The sequence below is a fragment of the Acinetobacter sp. YH12023 genome (assembly GCF_013420135.1).
GTDB classification, from domain to species: Bacteria; Pseudomonadota; Gammaproteobacteria; order Pseudomonadales; family Moraxellaceae; genus Acinetobacter; species Acinetobacter amyesii.
This window is the reverse complement of sequence record NZ_VOYU01000003.1, coordinates 450,325-468,760: the sequence shown is the minus strand read 5'-3', so window position 1 is coordinate 468,760 and position 18,436 is coordinate 450,325. Positions and strand designations below refer to the sequence as shown.

At 38.8% G+C, this 18,436-nt stretch carries 18 protein-coding genes; 12 read left to right on the top strand and 6 right to left on the bottom strand.

The annotated features are described in order from the left end of the window. The 4 genes from FTT92_RS05290 to FTT92_RS05275 all read left to right on the top strand — a co-directional run. Positions 1-650: DUF2345 domain-containing protein (locus FTT92_RS05290; RefSeq protein WP_180171601.1), on the top strand; the 650-nt coding region annotated here is incomplete at its 5' end. Next, positions 651-1,556, top strand: a complete 906-nt coding sequence (locus FTT92_RS05285; protein ID WP_078194430.1) for a DUF4123 domain-containing protein — start codon at positions 651-653, stop codon at positions 1,554-1,556. It begins immediately after the preceding gene. A gap of 82 nt (positions 1,557-1,638) precedes the next feature. Beyond that, positions 1,639-2,079 (top strand): hypothetical protein, encoded by a 441-nt coding sequence (locus FTT92_RS05280; protein ID WP_180171600.1) that lies wholly within the window; start codon positions 1,639-1,641, stop codon positions 2,077-2,079. A gap of 9 nt (positions 2,080-2,088) precedes the next feature. Next, positions 2,089-3,807, top strand: coding sequence for a DUF2235 domain-containing protein (locus tag FTT92_RS05275; RefSeq protein WP_180171599.1), 1,719 nt, complete (start codon positions 2,089-2,091; stop codon positions 3,805-3,807). Between the two features lie 71 nt (positions 3,808-3,878). On the opposite strand, the gene FTT92_RS05270 is transcribed toward FTT92_RS05275, so the two are convergent. Beyond that, positions 3,879-4,658, bottom strand: coding sequence for a ferredoxin--NADP reductase (locus tag FTT92_RS05270; protein ID WP_111885341.1), 780 nt, complete (start codon positions 4,656-4,658; stop codon positions 3,879-3,881). Between the two features lie 106 nt (positions 4,659-4,764). Between FTT92_RS05270 and tsaA the strand changes: the two genes are divergently transcribed. Continuing rightward, positions 4,765-5,475, top strand: coding sequence for a tRNA (N6-threonylcarbamoyladenosine(37)-N6)-methyltransferase TrmO (tsaA, locus tag FTT92_RS05265; protein WP_180171598.1), 711 nt, complete (start codon positions 4,765-4,767; stop codon positions 5,473-5,475). A 39-nt stretch (positions 5,476-5,514) separates the two neighbouring features. Here tsaA and FTT92_RS05260 read toward each other — a convergent pair whose 3' ends face one another. Next, positions 5,515-6,486 (bottom strand): hypothetical protein, encoded by a 972-nt coding sequence (locus FTT92_RS05260; RefSeq protein WP_180171597.1) that lies wholly within the window; start codon positions 6,484-6,486, stop codon positions 5,515-5,517. 186 nt (positions 6,487-6,672) lie between these two features. On the opposite strand from FTT92_RS05260, the gene FTT92_RS05255 reads away from it, so the two are divergent. The 4 genes from FTT92_RS05255 to FTT92_RS05240 all read left to right on the top strand — a co-directional run bounded on the left by FTT92_RS05255 (position 6,673) and on the right by FTT92_RS05240 (position 11,022). Next, positions 6,673-8,430 (top strand): GspE/PulE family protein, encoded by a 1,758-nt coding sequence (locus FTT92_RS05255; protein WP_180027311.1) that lies wholly within the window; start codon positions 6,673-6,675, stop codon positions 8,428-8,430. Between the two features lie 104 nt (positions 8,431-8,534). Next, a complete protein-coding gene (locus FTT92_RS05250; protein WP_180171596.1) occupies positions 8,535-8,897 on the top strand; it encodes a NirD/YgiW/YdeI family stress tolerance protein in 363 nt (120 codons plus the stop codon). Between the two features lie 132 nt (positions 8,898-9,029). Beyond that, positions 9,030-9,698 carry a response regulator transcription factor gene (locus FTT92_RS05245; protein WP_180171595.1) on the top strand — a complete coding sequence of 223 codons (669 nt, stop codon included), beginning with the start codon at positions 9,030-9,032 and terminating at the stop codon, positions 9,696-9,698. Positions 9,699-9,702: 4 nt separating this feature from the next. Beyond that, positions 9,703-11,022 carry a HAMP domain-containing sensor histidine kinase gene (locus FTT92_RS05240; RefSeq protein ID WP_180171594.1) on the top strand — a complete coding sequence of 440 codons (1,320 nt, stop codon included), beginning with the start codon at positions 9,703-9,705 and terminating at the stop codon, positions 11,020-11,022. 197 nt (positions 11,023-11,219) lie between these two features. Here FTT92_RS05240 and hemP read toward each other — a convergent pair whose 3' ends face one another. Then, on the bottom strand, positions 11,220-11,390 hold the full coding sequence (gene hemP, locus FTT92_RS05235) for a hemin uptake protein HemP (protein ID WP_078189103.1): 171 nt from the start codon (positions 11,388-11,390) through the stop codon (positions 11,220-11,222). Between the two features lie 147 nt (positions 11,391-11,537). Between hemP and FTT92_RS05230 the strand changes: the two genes are divergently transcribed. Continuing rightward, a complete protein-coding gene (locus FTT92_RS05230; protein WP_180171593.1) occupies positions 11,538-12,437 on the top strand; it encodes an NUDIX domain-containing protein in 900 nt (299 codons plus the stop codon). 543 nt (positions 12,438-12,980) lie between these two features. Here the strand turns inward: FTT92_RS05230 and FTT92_RS05225 are convergent. After that, the gene (locus FTT92_RS05225) at positions 12,981-13,463 is read right to left on the bottom strand and encodes a tetratricopeptide repeat protein (RefSeq protein ID WP_180085777.1); all 483 of its coding nucleotides are present in this window, start codon (positions 13,461-13,463) and stop codon (positions 12,981-12,983) included. 76 nt (positions 13,464-13,539) lie between these two features. Further along, the gene (mrcB, locus tag FTT92_RS05220) at positions 13,540-15,933 is read right to left on the bottom strand and encodes a penicillin-binding protein 1B (RefSeq protein ID WP_180171592.1); all 2,394 of its coding nucleotides are present in this window, start codon (positions 15,931-15,933) and stop codon (positions 13,540-13,542) included. 152 nt (positions 15,934-16,085) lie between these two features. Between mrcB and FTT92_RS05215 the strand changes: the two genes are divergently transcribed. Both FTT92_RS05215 and FTT92_RS05210 read left to right on the top strand, forming a co-directional pair. Then, positions 16,086-17,024 carry an NAD(+) kinase gene (locus FTT92_RS05215; protein WP_078189100.1) on the top strand — a complete coding sequence of 313 codons (939 nt, stop codon included), beginning with the start codon at positions 16,086-16,088 and terminating at the stop codon, positions 17,022-17,024. A gap of 2 nt (positions 17,025-17,026) precedes the next feature. Continuing rightward, entirely contained in the window at positions 17,027-17,293 is a 267-nt protein-coding gene (locus tag FTT92_RS05210) for a YeaC family protein (protein WP_078189099.1), read from the top strand. A gap of 91 nt (positions 17,294-17,384) precedes the next feature. Here FTT92_RS05210 and FTT92_RS05205 read toward each other — a convergent pair whose 3' ends face one another. Next, positions 17,385-18,383 carry a glycosyl transferase family protein gene (locus tag FTT92_RS05205; RefSeq protein ID WP_180107965.1) on the bottom strand — a complete coding sequence of 333 codons (999 nt, stop codon included), beginning with the start codon at positions 18,381-18,383 and terminating at the stop codon, positions 17,385-17,387. Positions 18,384-18,436 lie beyond the last annotated feature (53 nt).

The following is an 18,436-nucleotide window of genomic DNA, read 5'->3' as shown; positions in this document are numbered from 1 at the left end:
AAGCCTTAAGTGAAGTGGCGAAAAACCAGCAAACTGACCCGCTTGAAGTCTTAGATAACCTAAAAAACTTCCTTGGACAAATCGAAAAAGGCAGTAAAGAAAAAGCTGATGCCTTTAAACAAGCCTTGATGATTTTATCTGCACCAAACTCAATTGCTGTGAGTAGTCAGGAAGATATTCATCTTTTAGCAGATGGACAGATCAGCCAAAGTGCAGGCGATAGCATCAATCTCAGCAGTCAAAAATCCTTAATTGCCCATGCACAAAGCAAGATCAGTCTATTTGCAGCACAAGAAGGATTACGTGCGTATGCAGGCAAAGGCAAAGTTGAAATCCAAGCCCAAGGAGATGGGGCGGATTTGATTGCACGAAAGGGTATTCAAATTATTTCCACGGAAGATACAGTCGAAATTAAAGCCAGTAAGAAAATAGTACTGACAGCTGGTGGTAGTCAAATTGAGATTAGCAGTGCAGGGGTATTGCCAACTACTGCTGGAAAATTTGAGGTGAAGGCCGGGCAACATTTATTTTTAAATGGCTCGAAAGTCAATATAAGTCTTCCTTTTTTTCCTCAAAGTGTATGTTGGGAATGCTTGGCAAGAAGAGCGAGTCAACGAGGTGCATTTGTGAATAAAGGGGATGGTCAATAGATGTCGAAAATAATAAAAAATGATTTAAGTCGTTTCTTTGAGCAATTCCCTAGAGAAAACTATTTTATATATGGGGTGATTGATGCTGCACAAGATAGTAGCTTTTTAAAACGTAAGGACATTTTGCAATCACGTAATATATTGGTTGAGGCAGCCGGTGATAAAGCATCGGAGTTATCACCACATTTAATTCAATTGAGTCATAATATAAATAGTTCTGAGTGGGAATATATTAATCATCGGATTGTTGGTACATCACGAATGACTTTAATTGTCACAAGGCTAACTTTCGATGACTTATATGCGCACTTAAGACAATTTATAGATGTTAAGTTTGAGGGGGGACTTGAAATGTATTTGGCATTTTGGGATCCTGCGATACTTGGTACATTAGTAGGGCAAAAAACTGATAAAACTTTATATGTACAACAACAAGTATTATTGGAAGAACAAAAGAAGATTCTTTTAAAGCCAATTTATAGTTGGTGGTATTGGGATCGTATAGGTCAACTACATACAATTATTGGTTATAATAATTGTGAATTACAAATATTTTATGACTGGCGCCAGCCCTTTGAATTTACAATTGAACAAGAAGAACTAATGGTCGAAGCTACTTTTCCTGATCATCTAATTTATTATTTAAAATTAAATAATCCTTTTTTGATAAAGTCATTCAATAATTGGGACTTGTATTTATATGTTATTGAAATGCTTAAAAAGGCTAGAGAATATTCGCTAAATGGCACTAGAGATATTTTAAATTTTATATGTTTGACATTGATTTATAAAGATAAGTTTGAAAGTGATATGTTTTTGCAAAGTGTTCTTTTAAAAGTAAAAAATAAAATCATCAATATGGATCAGGCAATGGAAGAAGCTGAAGATTTGATGCAACTGAGCTAGTGCATTTATAGTGATTTAAATACTATGAATAGTAATAAATTACTAATTTAAAAATTGTATATTTAAAATTAAGGGTAAGTTAATGAATGTTTTAAAAAAAATTGTAATGCTGCCGATTACTATAATGATGGGTCTAGTTGGGTGTAGTACAGGATCCACAAAAACATATGTTTTGACTACAACATCTTATGGTTATGATGCTAATTATATCCCCTATATCGTTGAATTAAATCAAGAAGAATTAGGCGGTGGGTTTGGTAGTGGAACGAAAAGGTCAGCAGTTTTAACTGGGTCACAATTTGTTAAATGGGGTGAAACAAATAGTTCCCGCAAACATACAGCAATCAATGTTCCTATATTAACTACTGAAGAAATAAAAGGTAAAAAATACTTAGCAGTACATTTATATCCAGATGATAGTGTAGAGATTACCTTATCAAATGAATTGCCTCGTGCTACTAAAAAAGGTTTAGAGTGGAGAGCAAAAATAATTGATGAATTGAATGCAAAAGAAAAAAAATAAGAGAAGACTATGTTTAATGAATTACAGAAAATAAAGAATAGTAATCAAGATGTTTCTAATCAGGGTCCTAATGCTAAACAGGATTGTTCTGATGTAGTTAATATTTCAGTTTTTTTTGATGGAACTGGAAATAATTTAGAGAATGATGAAAAAATTGCCAAGTTAGCTAATCCTGCAAAACTATGGCGTAATGCTATTTCTTATAGTAACTTTGAAATGCGTTCTCTAAAAACGCCTATACAGTTAAGTCATCCAATTTACATTTCAGGTGTTGGAACTCCATTTAATGGAGAGATTAATAATTGGATTGACAAACAAATAGCAAATTCTCAAGATACATTTCCTACTGGTGGCGCTACTGGAGTTGGCGGATCTAGGCGCTTAGAATATGGTGAAGACCAGATTAGTGAAACGTTAACCAACGTTTTAAAACTTAAAATTGAACAAGCTGAAGCGATTCTTAAGCCACAAGTTGAGGAACGTAAAATTGAAGCTGAAGCAAAAATCGAAGCTAATTTAAACCAGCATCGATTAATTAAAAAAATCAATCTATCAATTTTTGGTTTTTCCCGCGGTGCTGCATTGGCACGAGTGTTCTCTAATGAAATGATTTGGAATAACGAAAGTAAAGATTTAAGTTTAAACTACAGTCTAGCAGGACAATCTGAAAAAATACCTTTGGATATTCAATTTCTTGGATTGTTTGATACTGTAGCTTCATTTGGTTTACCAGCTACGAATATGCCGAATAAGTTGAGCTTTAGAGGGCGGGATATGGTAGTTGATCCTAGGGTTAAAAATTGCTTGCATTTGGTTGCTGGTAATGAATTAAGATTTTCTTTTCCTGTTGATTTAATACGTAAAGATGGCAAATTAGCCAATCCAAAAACGTGGAAAGAAATAGTTTATCCTGGTATGCACTCAGATGTTGGAGGAGGTTATCAGCCAAATTCACAAAATGTAGATAATAATTTCGCAAGAATACCTTTAAAACATATGATGGATGCTGCAGTATCAGCGAATGTAAAAATTTTTGACTATTTAAAATTAGAAAGCGAACATAAAGAACTATTTGAAAAAGAATTCAAGATTAATGAAGAAACACAACAATTATTTAATTCAGTTAAAAAAGAAGTAGGTGCTTCTACTGGTGTTACAGAACATGATATCCAAAATTACATGAAATTATATTATGGTTCTTATGGAACGTTACACCGAAGAAGACAAAAACATTTAATTAATGGTGATATTGAGCAAGCAAATGCTTCGCGTTCAGTTAGCCAAATTTCTAGGGAGGAGGATGGTTTTGAGTTTCCAACCGGACCTGCTGATATGGCAACTGAAGTTGAACGTATTAAGTGGACAAAGAACTATACTACATTTAATCAGTCAAATATTACGGGTGTAAAACACCTTTTTAGAATTTTTTATCCTGCATTTAAACTGTATGAAATGCTTGTGCATATTGATGAGTGGGAGTTGGAAAGTTGGGAAAAAGACGTCTCTCAAGAAGCTGTAGATTTTTATTCAAATTATATACATGACTCTAAATATGGGTTTGTGGCAAATGTAGAGCCGTTTAGTTATTTTAGACAGAGAACTGTATATGAGTCTAATCGTAGTTGGAAAGGACGTAGAACTGATAAAAAACTTGGACCTATATATGAACAGATACAAAATGAACCTGAAGAGAAACCCTTAGAAAGCGATTCTATATGCCAAATTTAAAATACCAAGTGGGATGAATTAGCAGTAATAAAAAACGAGGCAAAAGCCTCGTTTTATCTGATTCAAACTAATTATTTTTCAACGAATGCACGTTCAATCACGTAGTCGCCTAGAACGCCCATCTTAGGAGATTCTTTCAGACCGTGCTGGTCAAGTAGTGCAGCAACGTCGTCTAGGAATGCAGGTGAACCGCAAAGCATTGCGCGGTCAGTTTCAGGGTTGAAACGTGGAAGCCCAATTTTTTCGAAAAGTTGACCAGTTTCAATGGCAGTTGTTACACGGCCTTGAGTATGGAATTCTTCACGAGTTACAGTAGGGTAGTAAACCAATTTTTCTTTCGCGCCTAATTCACCAAAGAATTCGTGGTTAGGAATTTCATCTAAGATTAAATCTTGATAAGCCAATTCCGAAATGAAACGAGTACCATGTACAACGATGATTTTTTCAAAACGTTCGTAAGTTTCAGGGTCACGAATCACTGAAAGGAACGGTGCAAGACCTGTACCTGAAGAAAGTAGGTATAAGTTTTTACCAGGGTTTAAGTCATCTAGAACTAAAGTGCCTGTAGGTTTTTTAGACACTAAAATTTCATCGCCAACTTTAACTTTTTGTAAAATAGACGTTAAAGGACCGTCTGGAACTTTAATAGAGAAAAACTCTAATTCTTCTTCATAGTTTGCGCTTGCAATAGAATAAGCGCGCATTAAAGGCTTACCATTTACTTCAAGGCCGATCATCACAAATTGACCGTTTTTAAAACGTAACGCAGTATCGCGAGTGGTTTTAAAAGAGAATAAAGTGTCATTCCAATGGTGGACGTGAGTAATCTTTTCGACGTTAAAAGCAGCCATTAAAGGTCTCAATAAAATTATCAAATTAGAACAGCTTACTATTCTAATCTAAAATCATTCTCGATAAACTGAATATATTTAATTGAACTTATCAGAAAAAGTGATTATGTCTGAGCTTAAAATGCCAATTATCGGGTATATGAAATCTCCCTACCGAGAAAAATTTGGTATTCCACGTCAGCCGAATTTGGTGCAAGTCGAATCTTATATTGAAATGGTGGAACCTTATAACGATTTATTGGCTTTCGAAGGGATTGAAGATTTTAGTCATCTTTGGTTGATTTGGCAGTTTCATGAAAATAAAAATGTAGATTCGACAAAATTTCGTCCGCAAGTTCGTCCACCTCGTTTAGGTGGTAATCAAAAAATCGGGGTATTTGCGACACGAAGTATGTACCGGCCGTCACCTATGGGCTTGTCGGTTGTGCAGCTCAAAGGGGTGAAAAAAGTCGGAAAATCGGTACGTGTCTATGTTGTCGGTAGTGATTTGTTAGATGGCACGCCAATTTTAGATATCAAACCATATATTCAATATTCAGATTCAGTGATGGATGCGCAAAGTGGTTATGCGCAGGATGAGCCAGAAAGAAAATCTGTGATTTGGTCAGAGCACGCTGAGCAACAAAAACAGGTATTTTTGAATAATGGCAATTTAACCGAACAATTAAAAGCAGAACTGGAACAAGTATTGAGTTTAGATCCACGTCCTGCTTATCAGCATGATGATGAACGTGTGTATGGCATGTTATTTGGTGGATTGAATGTAAAATTTCAGGTCTGTGATCTACAAATTCTGATTATTGATATATCTCAATAAAAAAGGAGCTTTTAGCTCCTTTTTTATTAAATGTGTAAATTATTTATTTGCTGCAAAACTTTGTTTGATTGCGTTAAGAGCAACATCGTTATACATGCTGCAAGAGTTCTCAGCTAATTGTTTAAACTCTAAAAATTGAGTTTTTTGAGTAGGATTAGTTGAAGTATTTATCCAATTATCAATAACCTTAATTAAATCCTGCATATTGTATTCCACTCCTTTAGGAGATAGGTAAGCGTCATAAAAACGATTTTTATATTGAGCTACACCATATTCACTCTCATCATCAGCTAAGGTATAGGCTACAGTATCTTTCATGATGTATTTTTTCGCAGTAATATCTGTACTAAGATCAGTCCACCAGTCAGCTAAAAAATTTTGACTGTAACTATCTGAGGAATCTGTTAAATCTAAATACTGTTCACTATTTGATACTTTATTTAATTGTAAACAACGAGAACCAGCGGGAAACTTAACATTTGAAATAGCTGTTAAGTATTTGAGAGCATCGTTAGAAATATAGTTGCTTGAATCAGTAATATTATTTTTTATGATCCAATAATTATAGGCATCAACCTGAGATGCTAGGATTTCACCTTCAAGATTGAAGGACTTCATTGTTGTCGTAATTTTTAGACCTGATGAATTAATAGAGGAATGAGGACTTAGCGTCCACACATTATTTGCAATGGATATATTGCCATTCAGATAGCCATACGAACTGTGTAGAGATCCTTCATCATACAAGCCATTCGCTGTGACCATAAATGAATCGCTACTTTCTGAAGTATATAGTTTACCATTATCGATAGTTGCAGTATCACTTTCGTATGACAGCACATCACTTTCACTGTCGAGTTCAAAAGTTGACCACTGTTGGAAAGCAGCATTTGGTATCGTTGGATTTTCGCTGGAGTCATTATTAGAGGTTGAGTTTCCACCGCCACCGCCGCAGGCAGTTAAGCTAAGAATAGTCATGGTACAAATTGCTAATATTTTTATTTTCATCATAAATCTTCTTATATCGTAATTATAAAGCCCTGATAGGCAACTTTATTATAGCTTAAATTTATGAATTATTTCATTAATAAAAAAAATAGTATGCTTTCAGAAAATCTATGTGCAAAACACAAATGACACAAGCGTGCCTTTAGAATTTTTTGCTATAGTGGTTTTATGTTTGGGGAACATAGAACAATGACTTTTAATTTTGAAATTGACACTTCTTGGTGTTTAGACCAATTACAAAAAGATGGACGTATTACTGAACGGGACAAAATACTGATTCAAACCACGCACCGTCAGCGTGAGCAGTTGAAATGGCATCCTTTACAATGGATTGCCAATTTTAATTTAGTCGATCAGAGTCATCCACAGTCTACCTTAACATTGAATAGACTCTGTCAATGGTTAGCAGAAAAGTCTGGTGTACCGTTTTATATTATCGATCCTTTAAAAGCTGACGTGCCTGCTTTGACAGCTATTATGTCGCAAGAATTTGCAGTACGAAATCGCATTTTAGCGGTGGAATTACAAAATGAGCATGTGCTGATTGCAACGGATCAACCTTATAAAAATGAATGGATTGCCAATTTAGAGAGAACAGTTTTACCACGGAAGATTCAGCGTGTATTGCTCAGTCCAGATCAACTACAGCGTTATTTGGTTGAATATTACCAAGTGAGTCGCGCAGTCAGTAATTCGCAAAAATCATCGAGTTATGACCGTGAAAATAAAGGCGTTGAAGCACTATTACAATTAGGTGATACACAAAATCCAGATGCCAATGATCAGCATATTGTGAAGCTTGTGGATTGGGTCTTACAGTTTGCCTTCGAACAAGGTGCAAGTGATATTCACCTCGAGCCGCGTAAAGATACAGGAAAGGTGCGTTTTCGTATCGATGGCGTATTGCATACCATCTACAACATGCCCGCAAATACCCTGACAGCCGTGGTCTCGCGAATTAAGATCTTAGGTCGGATGAATGTGGCTGAAAAACGTAAACCGCAAGATGGACGTTTAAAAACCCGTACACCCAAAGGCCAAGAAACAGAGCTACGTTTATCGACGCTGCCAACAGCCTTTGGTGAAAAGTTAGTCATGCGTATTTTTGACCCTGAAGTCTTGGTACGTAGTTTCCAACAGCTCGGTTTTGAAGGGCGTCTGTTAGATGATTGGAAGGCCTTAACCAGTCATAGTCACGGTATTATTTTAGTGACTGGTCCGACGGGTTCGGGTAAAACCACCACGCTTTATTCATCGCTCAAACAATTGGCAACCGAAGAAGTGAATGTCTGTACCATTGAAGACCCGATTGAGATGTTAGAGCCAAGCTTTAACCAAATGCAGGTGAATACAGGGATTGATCTAGGCTTTGCCGATGGTGTACGGGCTTTAATGCGTCAAGACCCTGACATTATCATGGTCGGGGAGATCCGAGATCATGATACGGCAAATATGGCAATCCAAGCTGCATTAACAGGTCATTTGGTGCTTTCAACTTTACATACCAATGATGCACCATCGAGTTTGACGCGATTACATGATCTGGGGATTCAGCCTTTTTTAACGGCAGCGACCATTTTAGGGGTTTTGGCACAACGTCTAGTTCGTCAACTCTGTCCACATTGTAAGCGTGAGACTTTTATCAATGAACAAGAGTGGAAACATTTGACCTTTGAATATGCGATACAAATGCCTGATTTTGTCTACGAGGCGGTGGGCTGTGATGAATGTCGTCAAACGGGGTATAAAGGCCGTGTGGGGATTTATGAATTTATGCCGCTCAGTATTGAAACCAAGCAATTGATTGGTGCCAATGCAGATTTAACCCAATTACGTACACAGGCACGTAAAGAGCATGTCGAACCATTACGAATTGCAGGTGCGCGTAAAGTACTTGCAGGGGTGACGACTTTAGAGGAAGTCCTGCGTGTCGTACCGCTCAACTAATGGTTTGATCAAATAAATAAAAACGTCTTTGCAGCTTAAGATTCGACTCATCTTGCTTTGTTTAAATAGCGCTATCGAAATAGACAAAGTAAGAGAGACCGAAGATGAAAACATTCACTCAATCGGTATGTGTTTTAGCATTTGCAGGTGTGGCATCGGTTGCAGTCGCGAATACAGCAGTTAATCAAACAGCTGTTGCACCGATGAAAACCACATCAGTGAAACATGCCTTAGGCTTAAAAGATGATAGTAAAGTTCAATTGAAAGGTTATGTTGTCAAATCGATGGGCGATGAAAAATATCAGTTCCGCGATAGCACAGGCAGCATTACGGTGGATATTGATGATGAACTTTGGCAAGGCAAAGCGATTTCAGCTAAAACACCGGTAACGCTCATTGGAGAAATCGACATTGATTACAAACCGACGAAACGCGTTGAAGTTGATGTCGATCAAGTAAAATTTTAATTTAGCCTGTTATTCATTTCAGTGCTGCTCCATAAAAAAACCACGGCTTGCTGTGGTTTTTTTATGATATGAGTAGATATGAGCAAAAGTTCGATACACTGAAGTCGGAACCATAGAAATAGGGTAGGTAAGATGCGAATTTTATTGGCAGAAGATGATACATCCCAAGCCGACAGTATAAAAACATGGCTTGAAATGGATGGCTACAGTGTCGATTGGGTTGAGCGAGGCGATCACGCTATTTTGGCTTTAGAACAACATCAATATGACTGCATACTTTTAGATCGTGGCTTACCAAAAGTAACTGGTGATGAAATTTTAAAACGTATCGTACAGTTGCATCCGCTTACACCAGTTTTATTCATTACTGCTCGGGACAGTATTGCAGATCGTGTTGAAGGTTTAGATCTGGGAGCCCATGATTATTTGGTGAAACCCTTTAGCTTAGAAGAGTTGTCAGCAAGGGTACGTGCCCAATTACGCTTGCATCATCAACAGCGTGATAATTCTCTGACTTTCGGGGATTTAAGTTTAGATGTACAAGCGAAAACGCTGCGTAAAAACGCGGAACTGATTACGTTGACTTCGCGTGAATATCAAATCTTGCATAAGATGATGTTAAATCCTGAGCATATTATGACGCGTAGCCAACTCGAAGAATCACTCTATGCTTGGGGCGATGAAGTGGAAAGTAATGCGATCGAAGTTTTTATTTACCAATTGCGTAAGAAGATTGGCAGTGATTACATTAAAACCTTAAGGGGGTTGGGTTATCGCATGAATCTTCCGCAACAAAGCTAAGTCTATGAGTGATAAAAAAAGCATTTCCTTACAGTCGCAACTGATTAAAACCTCACTGCTCAGTGCAATTTGGGCGGGAGCAATCTCCCTGTGTCTGATGTTGGGATTTGGTCTTTATCACATCATGAATGTACACGATGCCCTGATGGACGAAGTGGCAGATATGCTTACTGCTACTGATCTCACGCTGAAGCAAGACGAACAAATAGATGAACTGAGTGAAGAGTTTGATATGCAATATCAACTCATGCAAGGGTCGCAAGTCTTAACCACATCGGAACAACACACAGCATTTGAACATCAGCCCAATTTAAAACAAGGGTTGCATTATCAATGGAGAGAAGGCGCGCTTTGGCGTAGCTATGCACTTCAGGACGATGGATTAACCGTACAAATCATTCAACCGATGAAAACACGGCTGAGGGAAACGCTGCAAAGCGTACTAGGCTATGCAGGGATTCTGTTGATTGTCTGGTTGATCCAATGGCTATTACTGCATATTTTTATTAAACGTCAATTGAAAGTTCTAAAGCTCTTTTCAAAACAAATCGCTGAAAAAAATGTAGATGACTTACAAGCCATTGTTTTACCTGAACCTGTATTACAGGAACTAGAACCGATCCAAACACAGCTGAATTTTTTATTAAACCGATTAGATCAAGCCTTAGAGGCGGAACAACGCTTTACCTCCGATGCCTCACATGAATTACGCTCACCGCTGTCTGCGATTCAAATGCGACTTCAGGTATTAAAACGAAAATATCCCGACATTCAGCAGGATTTATTGAGCATACAGCACGATGTTAATCGAGGAACACGCGTGTTGGAAAATCTACTAATTTTGGCACGGCTCGACCCGACGCAATCGGAGCAATTAGATAAAAAACAAGACGACTTAGAACAGCTGAGTTTACAAGTCCTTGACGCTTTACAGCCTTTTATTGAAGAAAAGCAGATCGAATTGAAGCTACAGACCCAGTCTGTACAGTTTGAGATGAACGCAGAGTTGATGTTTAGCTGTCTACGCAATTTAGTCGATAACGCTATTCGCTATAGTCCTACGCAAGGACAGGTCAAGATTGATTTAACGGTAACAGCACAGCAGGCGGTTTGGACGATTGAAAATCAAGGTGCAGGACTGACAGCCGCAGAATTGCAACGTATTGGCGAGCGGTTTTACCGCGTATTGGGAACGAAGACGCAAGGTTCAGGTTTAGGTATTTCAATTGCCCAAAAAATTGTACAGTTACATCAAGGCCATTTAAGTGTGGATGCATCTGAACTGGGTGGCTTAAAGGTACAACTCATTTTTCCAATCCGCTAAAAACATAATTTGCCCTATTGAATTTGAGCGAAAGAGTATTGTGAGAGGAAGATGAGTGTTGCGATTTAAATTAAGTTTGAGTAGCTATAAAGCTTAATTTAACTAAGTACAAAACTTAAAAAGCAGTAAGCGAATGGCTTACTGCTTGTGTCCACGATTATTTTTATTGCGCTGATAATTATTATTTTTATCAGAAATTATTTGGTCAAAATAAGGCGATTATTTCGTGTTAAACGTAGTCGATATTCTTCACCTGCATGCATAATGCGAATTTCACGTCCTAAAGCAAAAAGGTTGTTTGAATGTAGCATTGGAAGTGAGTGGTGTGCTTCATTGCTACGAGTAAAAAGGCTAAATGGTGCGTTCATTCCGTCGACTCCGTGGTGTATTTCTGAATGGTTTAAATGATAATCATTATCGAATAGGCCTGTCAACGGTAATTTTAGGATTTTATAAAAAAGATAAATTTGCTTACACTTGGTTATCAATCGGAACAGAGTAGAGAGCAGGGAACTATGTCTAAACCGCAAATTGATGTCGCCATTGCGATTTTATTGCATCAAGACAAAGTACTGGTGGGTTGGCGTGAAGCAAAACAACATCAGGGCAATAAACATGAGTTTCCGGGCGGTAAAGTCGAGCAGGGTGAAAGTCCTGAACAGGCTTGTCGTCGTGAAATTTTTGAAGAGGTTGGAATTGGTTTACATGACTGGCATGCTTTTGATTTTATTCAACATGAATACGATGATGTTATTGTGAAATTGCATTTATTTCATGCCACCGTCCCGCATGCGTTGCTGAATGAAATCCAAAAGCCATGGGCCTGGTATTCACGTCAACAACTCATGAGCTTAAATTTTCCAAAGGCCAATCAAGCTATTTTGCAGCGCTTATATTGGCAGCAACAGATCAAAATCACCGCCGATCTACCAACATTTGAAACGCTTCAAGAGACGCTGTTGTATTATTGGCGAGTCGATGCCAGCGCAGAAAATGCAGAGGCATTAAATCAATTACCTACCGTGATTTTAAAGCAATTGATAATTAATGAAGATCTATGGTCATTACTCTCTACAGAGGTGCAAGCACATATTTCGGCTTTACATCTTAAGCAACACCAATTGCTGAAAAAAAATAAAGGTGATTTACAGCTTGGGAAGCGCTATATCGTCGCTTGTCATGATCAAGTTTCTGCACTGCATGCGCAAAAAATTGGCTGTGAGGCTATTTTTATGAGCCCAGTTCTGGCGACACAAAGTCATCCAGAGGCGCAAAGTATGGGATGGGCGCATTTTTCTGAGATTACACGAAGCATAGAAATCCCTGTTTTTGCTTTAGGTGGCATGCGTCCTGAATTGCTACCTATTGCACAGCAGTATCATGCTTATGGGGTGGCAGGTATTCGCAGTTTTTAGAAACTAGAATGTGTATATTGAATTAAAGTCGTATTTGAAAGTCGTTATGTAAAATTCAGTGAAGGTTGGTTAGAAATAGACTTACTATTTGTAAGCTATTTACTGATGTTACGCCCGTAAAAATAATTACGCATTTTTAAAATGATTTTTAAACCGATACGACGGAGTCTTAAATCTAGAGATTGAGTAAAGGGATTAGCCTTCGGCTGGAGGTACTCTTACGAAACGATGCTTCTCATTAGGCAAAATGAGAAGCGTGCTTCACAAGGAAACCATCTTGCGGTGCAATGCACCTCACTGACAAAACTCGTTCACTAGCGTCAATTTATCCAAAGTATCGCAAACATTTTTAAATAGATGTAGTCTTGTCTCAAACGCTTGCAGATGACGTTACCGTGTATCGTACTTTTATTTAGATCAAATTATGCTTCTATGTTACTGCGTAACATTATTTAATAATAACTATGAGAAATAAACTTACTTTTAGTATGTTTTAAATAAAAAAGCCTGATCTCAATTAAGATCAGGCTTTTTTATGGGTGCTTAAAGAGCTTTGATGGCTTGTTGGGCTTTTTGAATGGTGCTGCTTTTCTTTTGCATTTGACCAGCTTTTAAAACAACATTCCAAAGCTGTTGTTTCATCGGCTTGGTTTGAGCATAGCTTAATCCACGCAGTGCCAACGATTCTGCATTCGCAGGTTGATTTTTTCGATTGGCGATCATTGCCAAATATAAAAAAGTTTCCGCAGATTGTGGTGCCAAACGCTGTGCTTGAGTTGCCGCACTTTCAGCTTCATTCCATTTTCCTTTGGCATAAGCGGTTTGCGTAGTTTGCATCAATTTTTTGAATGCAGGTAAGTCGCGACCATCATCAAACTTTTGAATTTGGGTTTTCTGCTCAGGAATAACGATACGTTGACGCTTAATTTCTGGATGGTCATAAGGAGTAATAATGACCCCAGAAGGGTCATGGATATCTGCCTTTTTTTCAGGTGCAGCAGGCGGCTTTTGCTCAGGTTCGATCATGGTTTGGCAACCTGCCAAAATAATCGTCAAAACGCTCAGAATACTGAACGTTTTTAAAACTTTAATGTTGTGCAGTTTAATTTGAATACTCTCCACTTGAGATGATGCGAGGTTGATCAGATGAACCCTGATCATTATCGACATCACTTTCACGAATGTAGTCACCTAAACTATCATTTTGCTCCTGAGTTGGCTGCGTCTCTTCAGTATCAACTGTGTAAGGTTCTACTTCATATTGTGTCGAACCACATGCCGTAGCTTGATTTGGAATGGAGTTGCGCGAAAGAGGAATATACATCGCACCTGTACAATGCTGCGCAGATAAATTACCTGAATAACGGTCTAACCAATGCCACTGTACGCTGTCTGGTTGACGTAAATTAACTGGTTTTTGACGTAACTGCTTCATCACATTGGTCCAAACAGGAAGTGCTCCTGACGAACCCGTTAAGCCTGTAACTTTGTTGTTGTCTAAACCTAACCAAACCACACTTAAATAATTACCTGAATAACCTGCAAACCATGAGTCACGCGTATCATTGGTTGTCCCTGATTTACCTGCAAGTTTGAGTGAAGATGGTAATGATGCATAAGCAGAACGGCCTGTCCCTGAACTCATCACTTGTTGTAAACCGTAGTTCAAGATAAAGGCTGCATCAGGTGCAATAGTCGGTTGTACCGTTAAGCTATAACGATCTAATAAACGACCATTGGCATCGACCACTGAACGAATAGCTTTCACTGGATATTTGAAGCCACCGGTTGCAAAGTTGCCATAGACACTCATCACTTCCATCGGTGACATATCGATAGCACCGAGGTAAATCGAAGGGTAGTTTGGAATATTAGAAGTCACACCAAACTTTTTCAGATGGTTAATAAACGTAGACATACCGAACTCTTGACCTAAGCGTACCGCAGAGAGGTTATAAGAGTTTGATAGGGCATCAACCATTGGTACGACACCATGTGCGCCACCACTATAGTTTTTCGGGGTCCAAGCTTTGCCATCACTTTGAATGCTGATCGGACTATCTTCGATTTGACTCGCCCAGTTATAACGGTTGGATTCTATCGCACTGAGGTAAATCACAGGTTTTAGCAATGAACCGACTTGACGTTTAGCATCCATTGTACGGTTAAAGCCGGTAAAGTCCTGCGTTGAACCGACTGCTGAAACCAATTCACCATTTTCAGGATGAGACACCAGTACCGCGCCTTGTAATTCTTTCAAACGTGCTGGATTGGTATTGCTTAAACGTGCCACAGATTCTTTAAATGCAGTTTGTACACGAGTTTGAGCAATCGGGTCCATCGCGGTGAAAATACGAAGACCTTGATTGGTCAAATCGCTTTCTTGGTATTCAGTACGCAGTTGACGACGCACAATATCCATATAGTCTGGGAAGCGAGAAGGGCCCAATGTTGGTTTAGTAATGACATTTAATGGACGTGCAGACTCAGTTTCATATTGTTCCTGAGTTAAATAGCCCATGACCACCATATTATTTAATACAATATTACGGCGTTTAATCGCACCTTCAGGGTTTTTCCACGGATTAAATAGGGTCGGGCCTTGAACTAGACCGACTAAATACGCCTGCTGAGCAATATTTAATTCACGCAGCGGTAAACCAAAATAAAATTGCGAGGCTAAACCATAACCATTGATTGAATAGTTACCGTTTTGACCTAAATTCACTTCATTTAAATAAGCTTCAAGAATTTCATCTTTGTCATAGTGGAGTTCAATCAGCATCGCCATTAAGGCTTCGTTGGCCTTACGTTTAATGGTTTTTTCAGGCGATAAATAGAAATTTTTCACCAATTGCTGAGTGAGGGTCGAACCACCTTGACGTTTACCACCGGTGACATTACTTACGATGGCACGTGCTGTACCACGAATGGAAATACCATGATGCTGATAGAAATTACGGTCTTCGGTAGCAATTAAAGCTTGGATTAAAGGCTTAGGTACTTTATCCAGTTTAATCAGAACACGGTCTTCATTGTGCTGAGGATAAATACCACCAATTAACATCGGCTCTAAACGGGCAATACCACTACTTGAAGGTTTGGTCGCACTTACTTCAGTGATTTGATCTTCACCAAAGGTCACTTTAAGGACTTGTTCAGGGTCGACACTATCACCAAAGTCAAAACCACGCGTATGGATATAGGTCACATTGCCAGAAGTAACGTAACTCCCCGTTTTCGCATAGCTGTCTTGAGCGTTATAGCCCAAAAGTTTCAGTTCTTGGTTGAGGTCTGCTTGGCTTACAGGCGCATTGGTATAAATTTCTAAAGGACGAGCAAATACCTTGGCTGGAATATCCCAACGTTGACCTTCGAATTTGTCACGTACAATATTATCTAGACGAATAAGATAAATGCTGAACACGAGAAATCCGCCGATGATCAACAGCGAAAAAATCAGTGCAATTATGCCTATGCCACGTTCAGACTTCATAAATAGTGATAAAACCCTGAGAAATTTTGCTAATCATGCGAAGCTTTTCAGTATTTTGCAATATTTAAACTGTTATATGTATGCAAAATATTGGAAGCTACTTCACTAAAGTCGAAACTTTAAAGTTTTTTTAAATCATTTCTGTTAGTGATATGATACCAATGAGGCGAAGCGGAGCAAAAGCGCAGGTGCAAATTTCACATAAATCATTTCGAAACATTGGGTTGATTGGTCGTCCAGACAAATCATCAGTGATCGAAACCCTATGTTTGATCCACGATCATATTTTGAGTTTGGGATTACATCCTGTCTTTGATACGCAAACAGCGCAGCTGGTTCCCTACAATAATACTCAGACGGTCAGCCGTAATTTATTGGGTGAAGTTGTCGATTTGGTGATCGTTGTCGGCGGTGATGGTTCATTGCTTCATGCCGCACGTGCCTTGGTGAAATACAATACCCCTGTGATTGGGGTGAACCGTGGTCGTTTGGGCTTCCTAACCGATATCAAACCGACAGAAGTGATTTTCAAGTTAGATCAAGTGCTCAAAGGTGAGTTTCAGCTAGACCGACGTTTCTTGCTGGAAATGGAAATTCGCTCGAAAGGTGAGTCGATTTATGATGCTGTAGCTTTAAATGATATTGTACTGCACTCGGGTAAATCGGTACACATGATCGACTTTGAACTCAATATTGATGGGCAATATGTATACCGTCAACACAGTGACGGTTTAATTGTTTCGACACCAACCGGCTCTACAGCTTATGCATTATCTGGTGGTGGTCCGATTGTCCATCCAAGTATGGATGCGATTGCCTTAGTGCCAATGCATCCACATACTTTGTCGTCACGGCCGATTGTCGTGGGCGGACAAAGTGAAATTAAAATTTTGATTCGTGAAAACCGTGTTTTACCAATGGTCAGTGCCGATGGTCAACACAGTGTATCATTGGGTGTAGGCGATAGTTTACATATCCGCAAACATCCATTTAAGCTCAACTTATTACATCCACCTGGTTATGACTTCTATATGGCATGTCGTACCAAGCTAGGCTGGAACCAAGATTTTGACTCATTAAAGCAGGATTAATTATGAATATTGAACAGATGCTTGCCGTACTCGATCCTGAAATTGTTGGTCGATTAAAAACGGCAATTGAAATTGGTAAATGGCCAAATGGCGTAGCGCTGACTCAAGAACAACGTCAAATTTGTATGCAAGCGGTTTATGCATGGGAAATTAAACATTTGCCAGAAGATGAGCGTAGTGGTTATATCGACCGCGGGACCAAAGAAGAAGATGAGCATTGCGACTCGCATGTGGAAGAACCTGAGTTCAAGCCGATTCGTTTCGTTTAACCCGTTTTCTTTCTGATTGAAAAAGCCAGCTCAATGCTGGCTTTTTATTGGCTTGATGCATGCCTAGATTTATTTCTTCATATCTGCTTATTTAAGCGTGACGATTTGCCCACATGGTTTTGGCAGTTTGCATTGCATCATCAAAACTTGCGACTGCACCCATGGTATATAGTGCGATTCCCATGGTTTCGGTGACTGCGATTTCACCATATTCATGTGTCTGTTGACCGTCCCAAACGGCTTTAAAAACGGCCAAATCAAGTTCTTCTTCGACTGGACTACGGTTGTCCGTCAGTTTAGGCAACTCATGTTCATACATTTCACCATCCTTGATACCACAAATTAATGTTTTTGCATCGGGGTTACGTTCGAATTCACCACCTTCACCCTTAATGACAGCACTATTTTGATAACCCAATTGAAATGCCGCACGTTGGTGTGATCCACGATAGGCTGGATGGAAAATAGCTTGCATGGTGGCTTTGGCATTAAATGGATTTATCAGACGCGCAAGGGTGTGAATTGGGGAACGTAAACCCATCACATTGCGCAGTGAAATTAAATCACTAAGTATTGGTGAAATGACGTCGAGCGGAATATAAGCAAAATGACGTTGTATTAGTTGTTCTTCCACATCTGTATCATTTTGGCAAATAGGAAAACCCAAATACTCTAATACTTGTTCTGTATAAAGGCGGTTAATGGTATGACCTGAAGCGCCATGCATCACGACATTGTAACCGTGTTTTGCCAGCGTTAATGCTGCTAATAAAAACCATGGATAATGTTTGCGTTTACCTGCATAAGATGACCAATCTAGATCGACATCTAGCTTTTTAAACTTGAGTTGATCACGTGTAGCTTGGACGAAGCCTGTAAGTTCATCGACTGACTCTTCTTTTACACGCAATAACATCAAGAAAGCGCCCAATTGAACGTCCAAAACCTCATCTTTTAAGATCATGCTGAACGCTTGGTAGGCTTCATCATAAGTGAGCGAACGTGCGCCATTTTTACCTTTACCCACGATACGGACAAATTGCGCAAAAGGATGTTCAAAATCTTTGTAAATATTTCGTTTATTGTTCATGCAAATACGGGGCTTAAAATTAGGACTTAAGGATAGTTTACTTCTATAGTTGG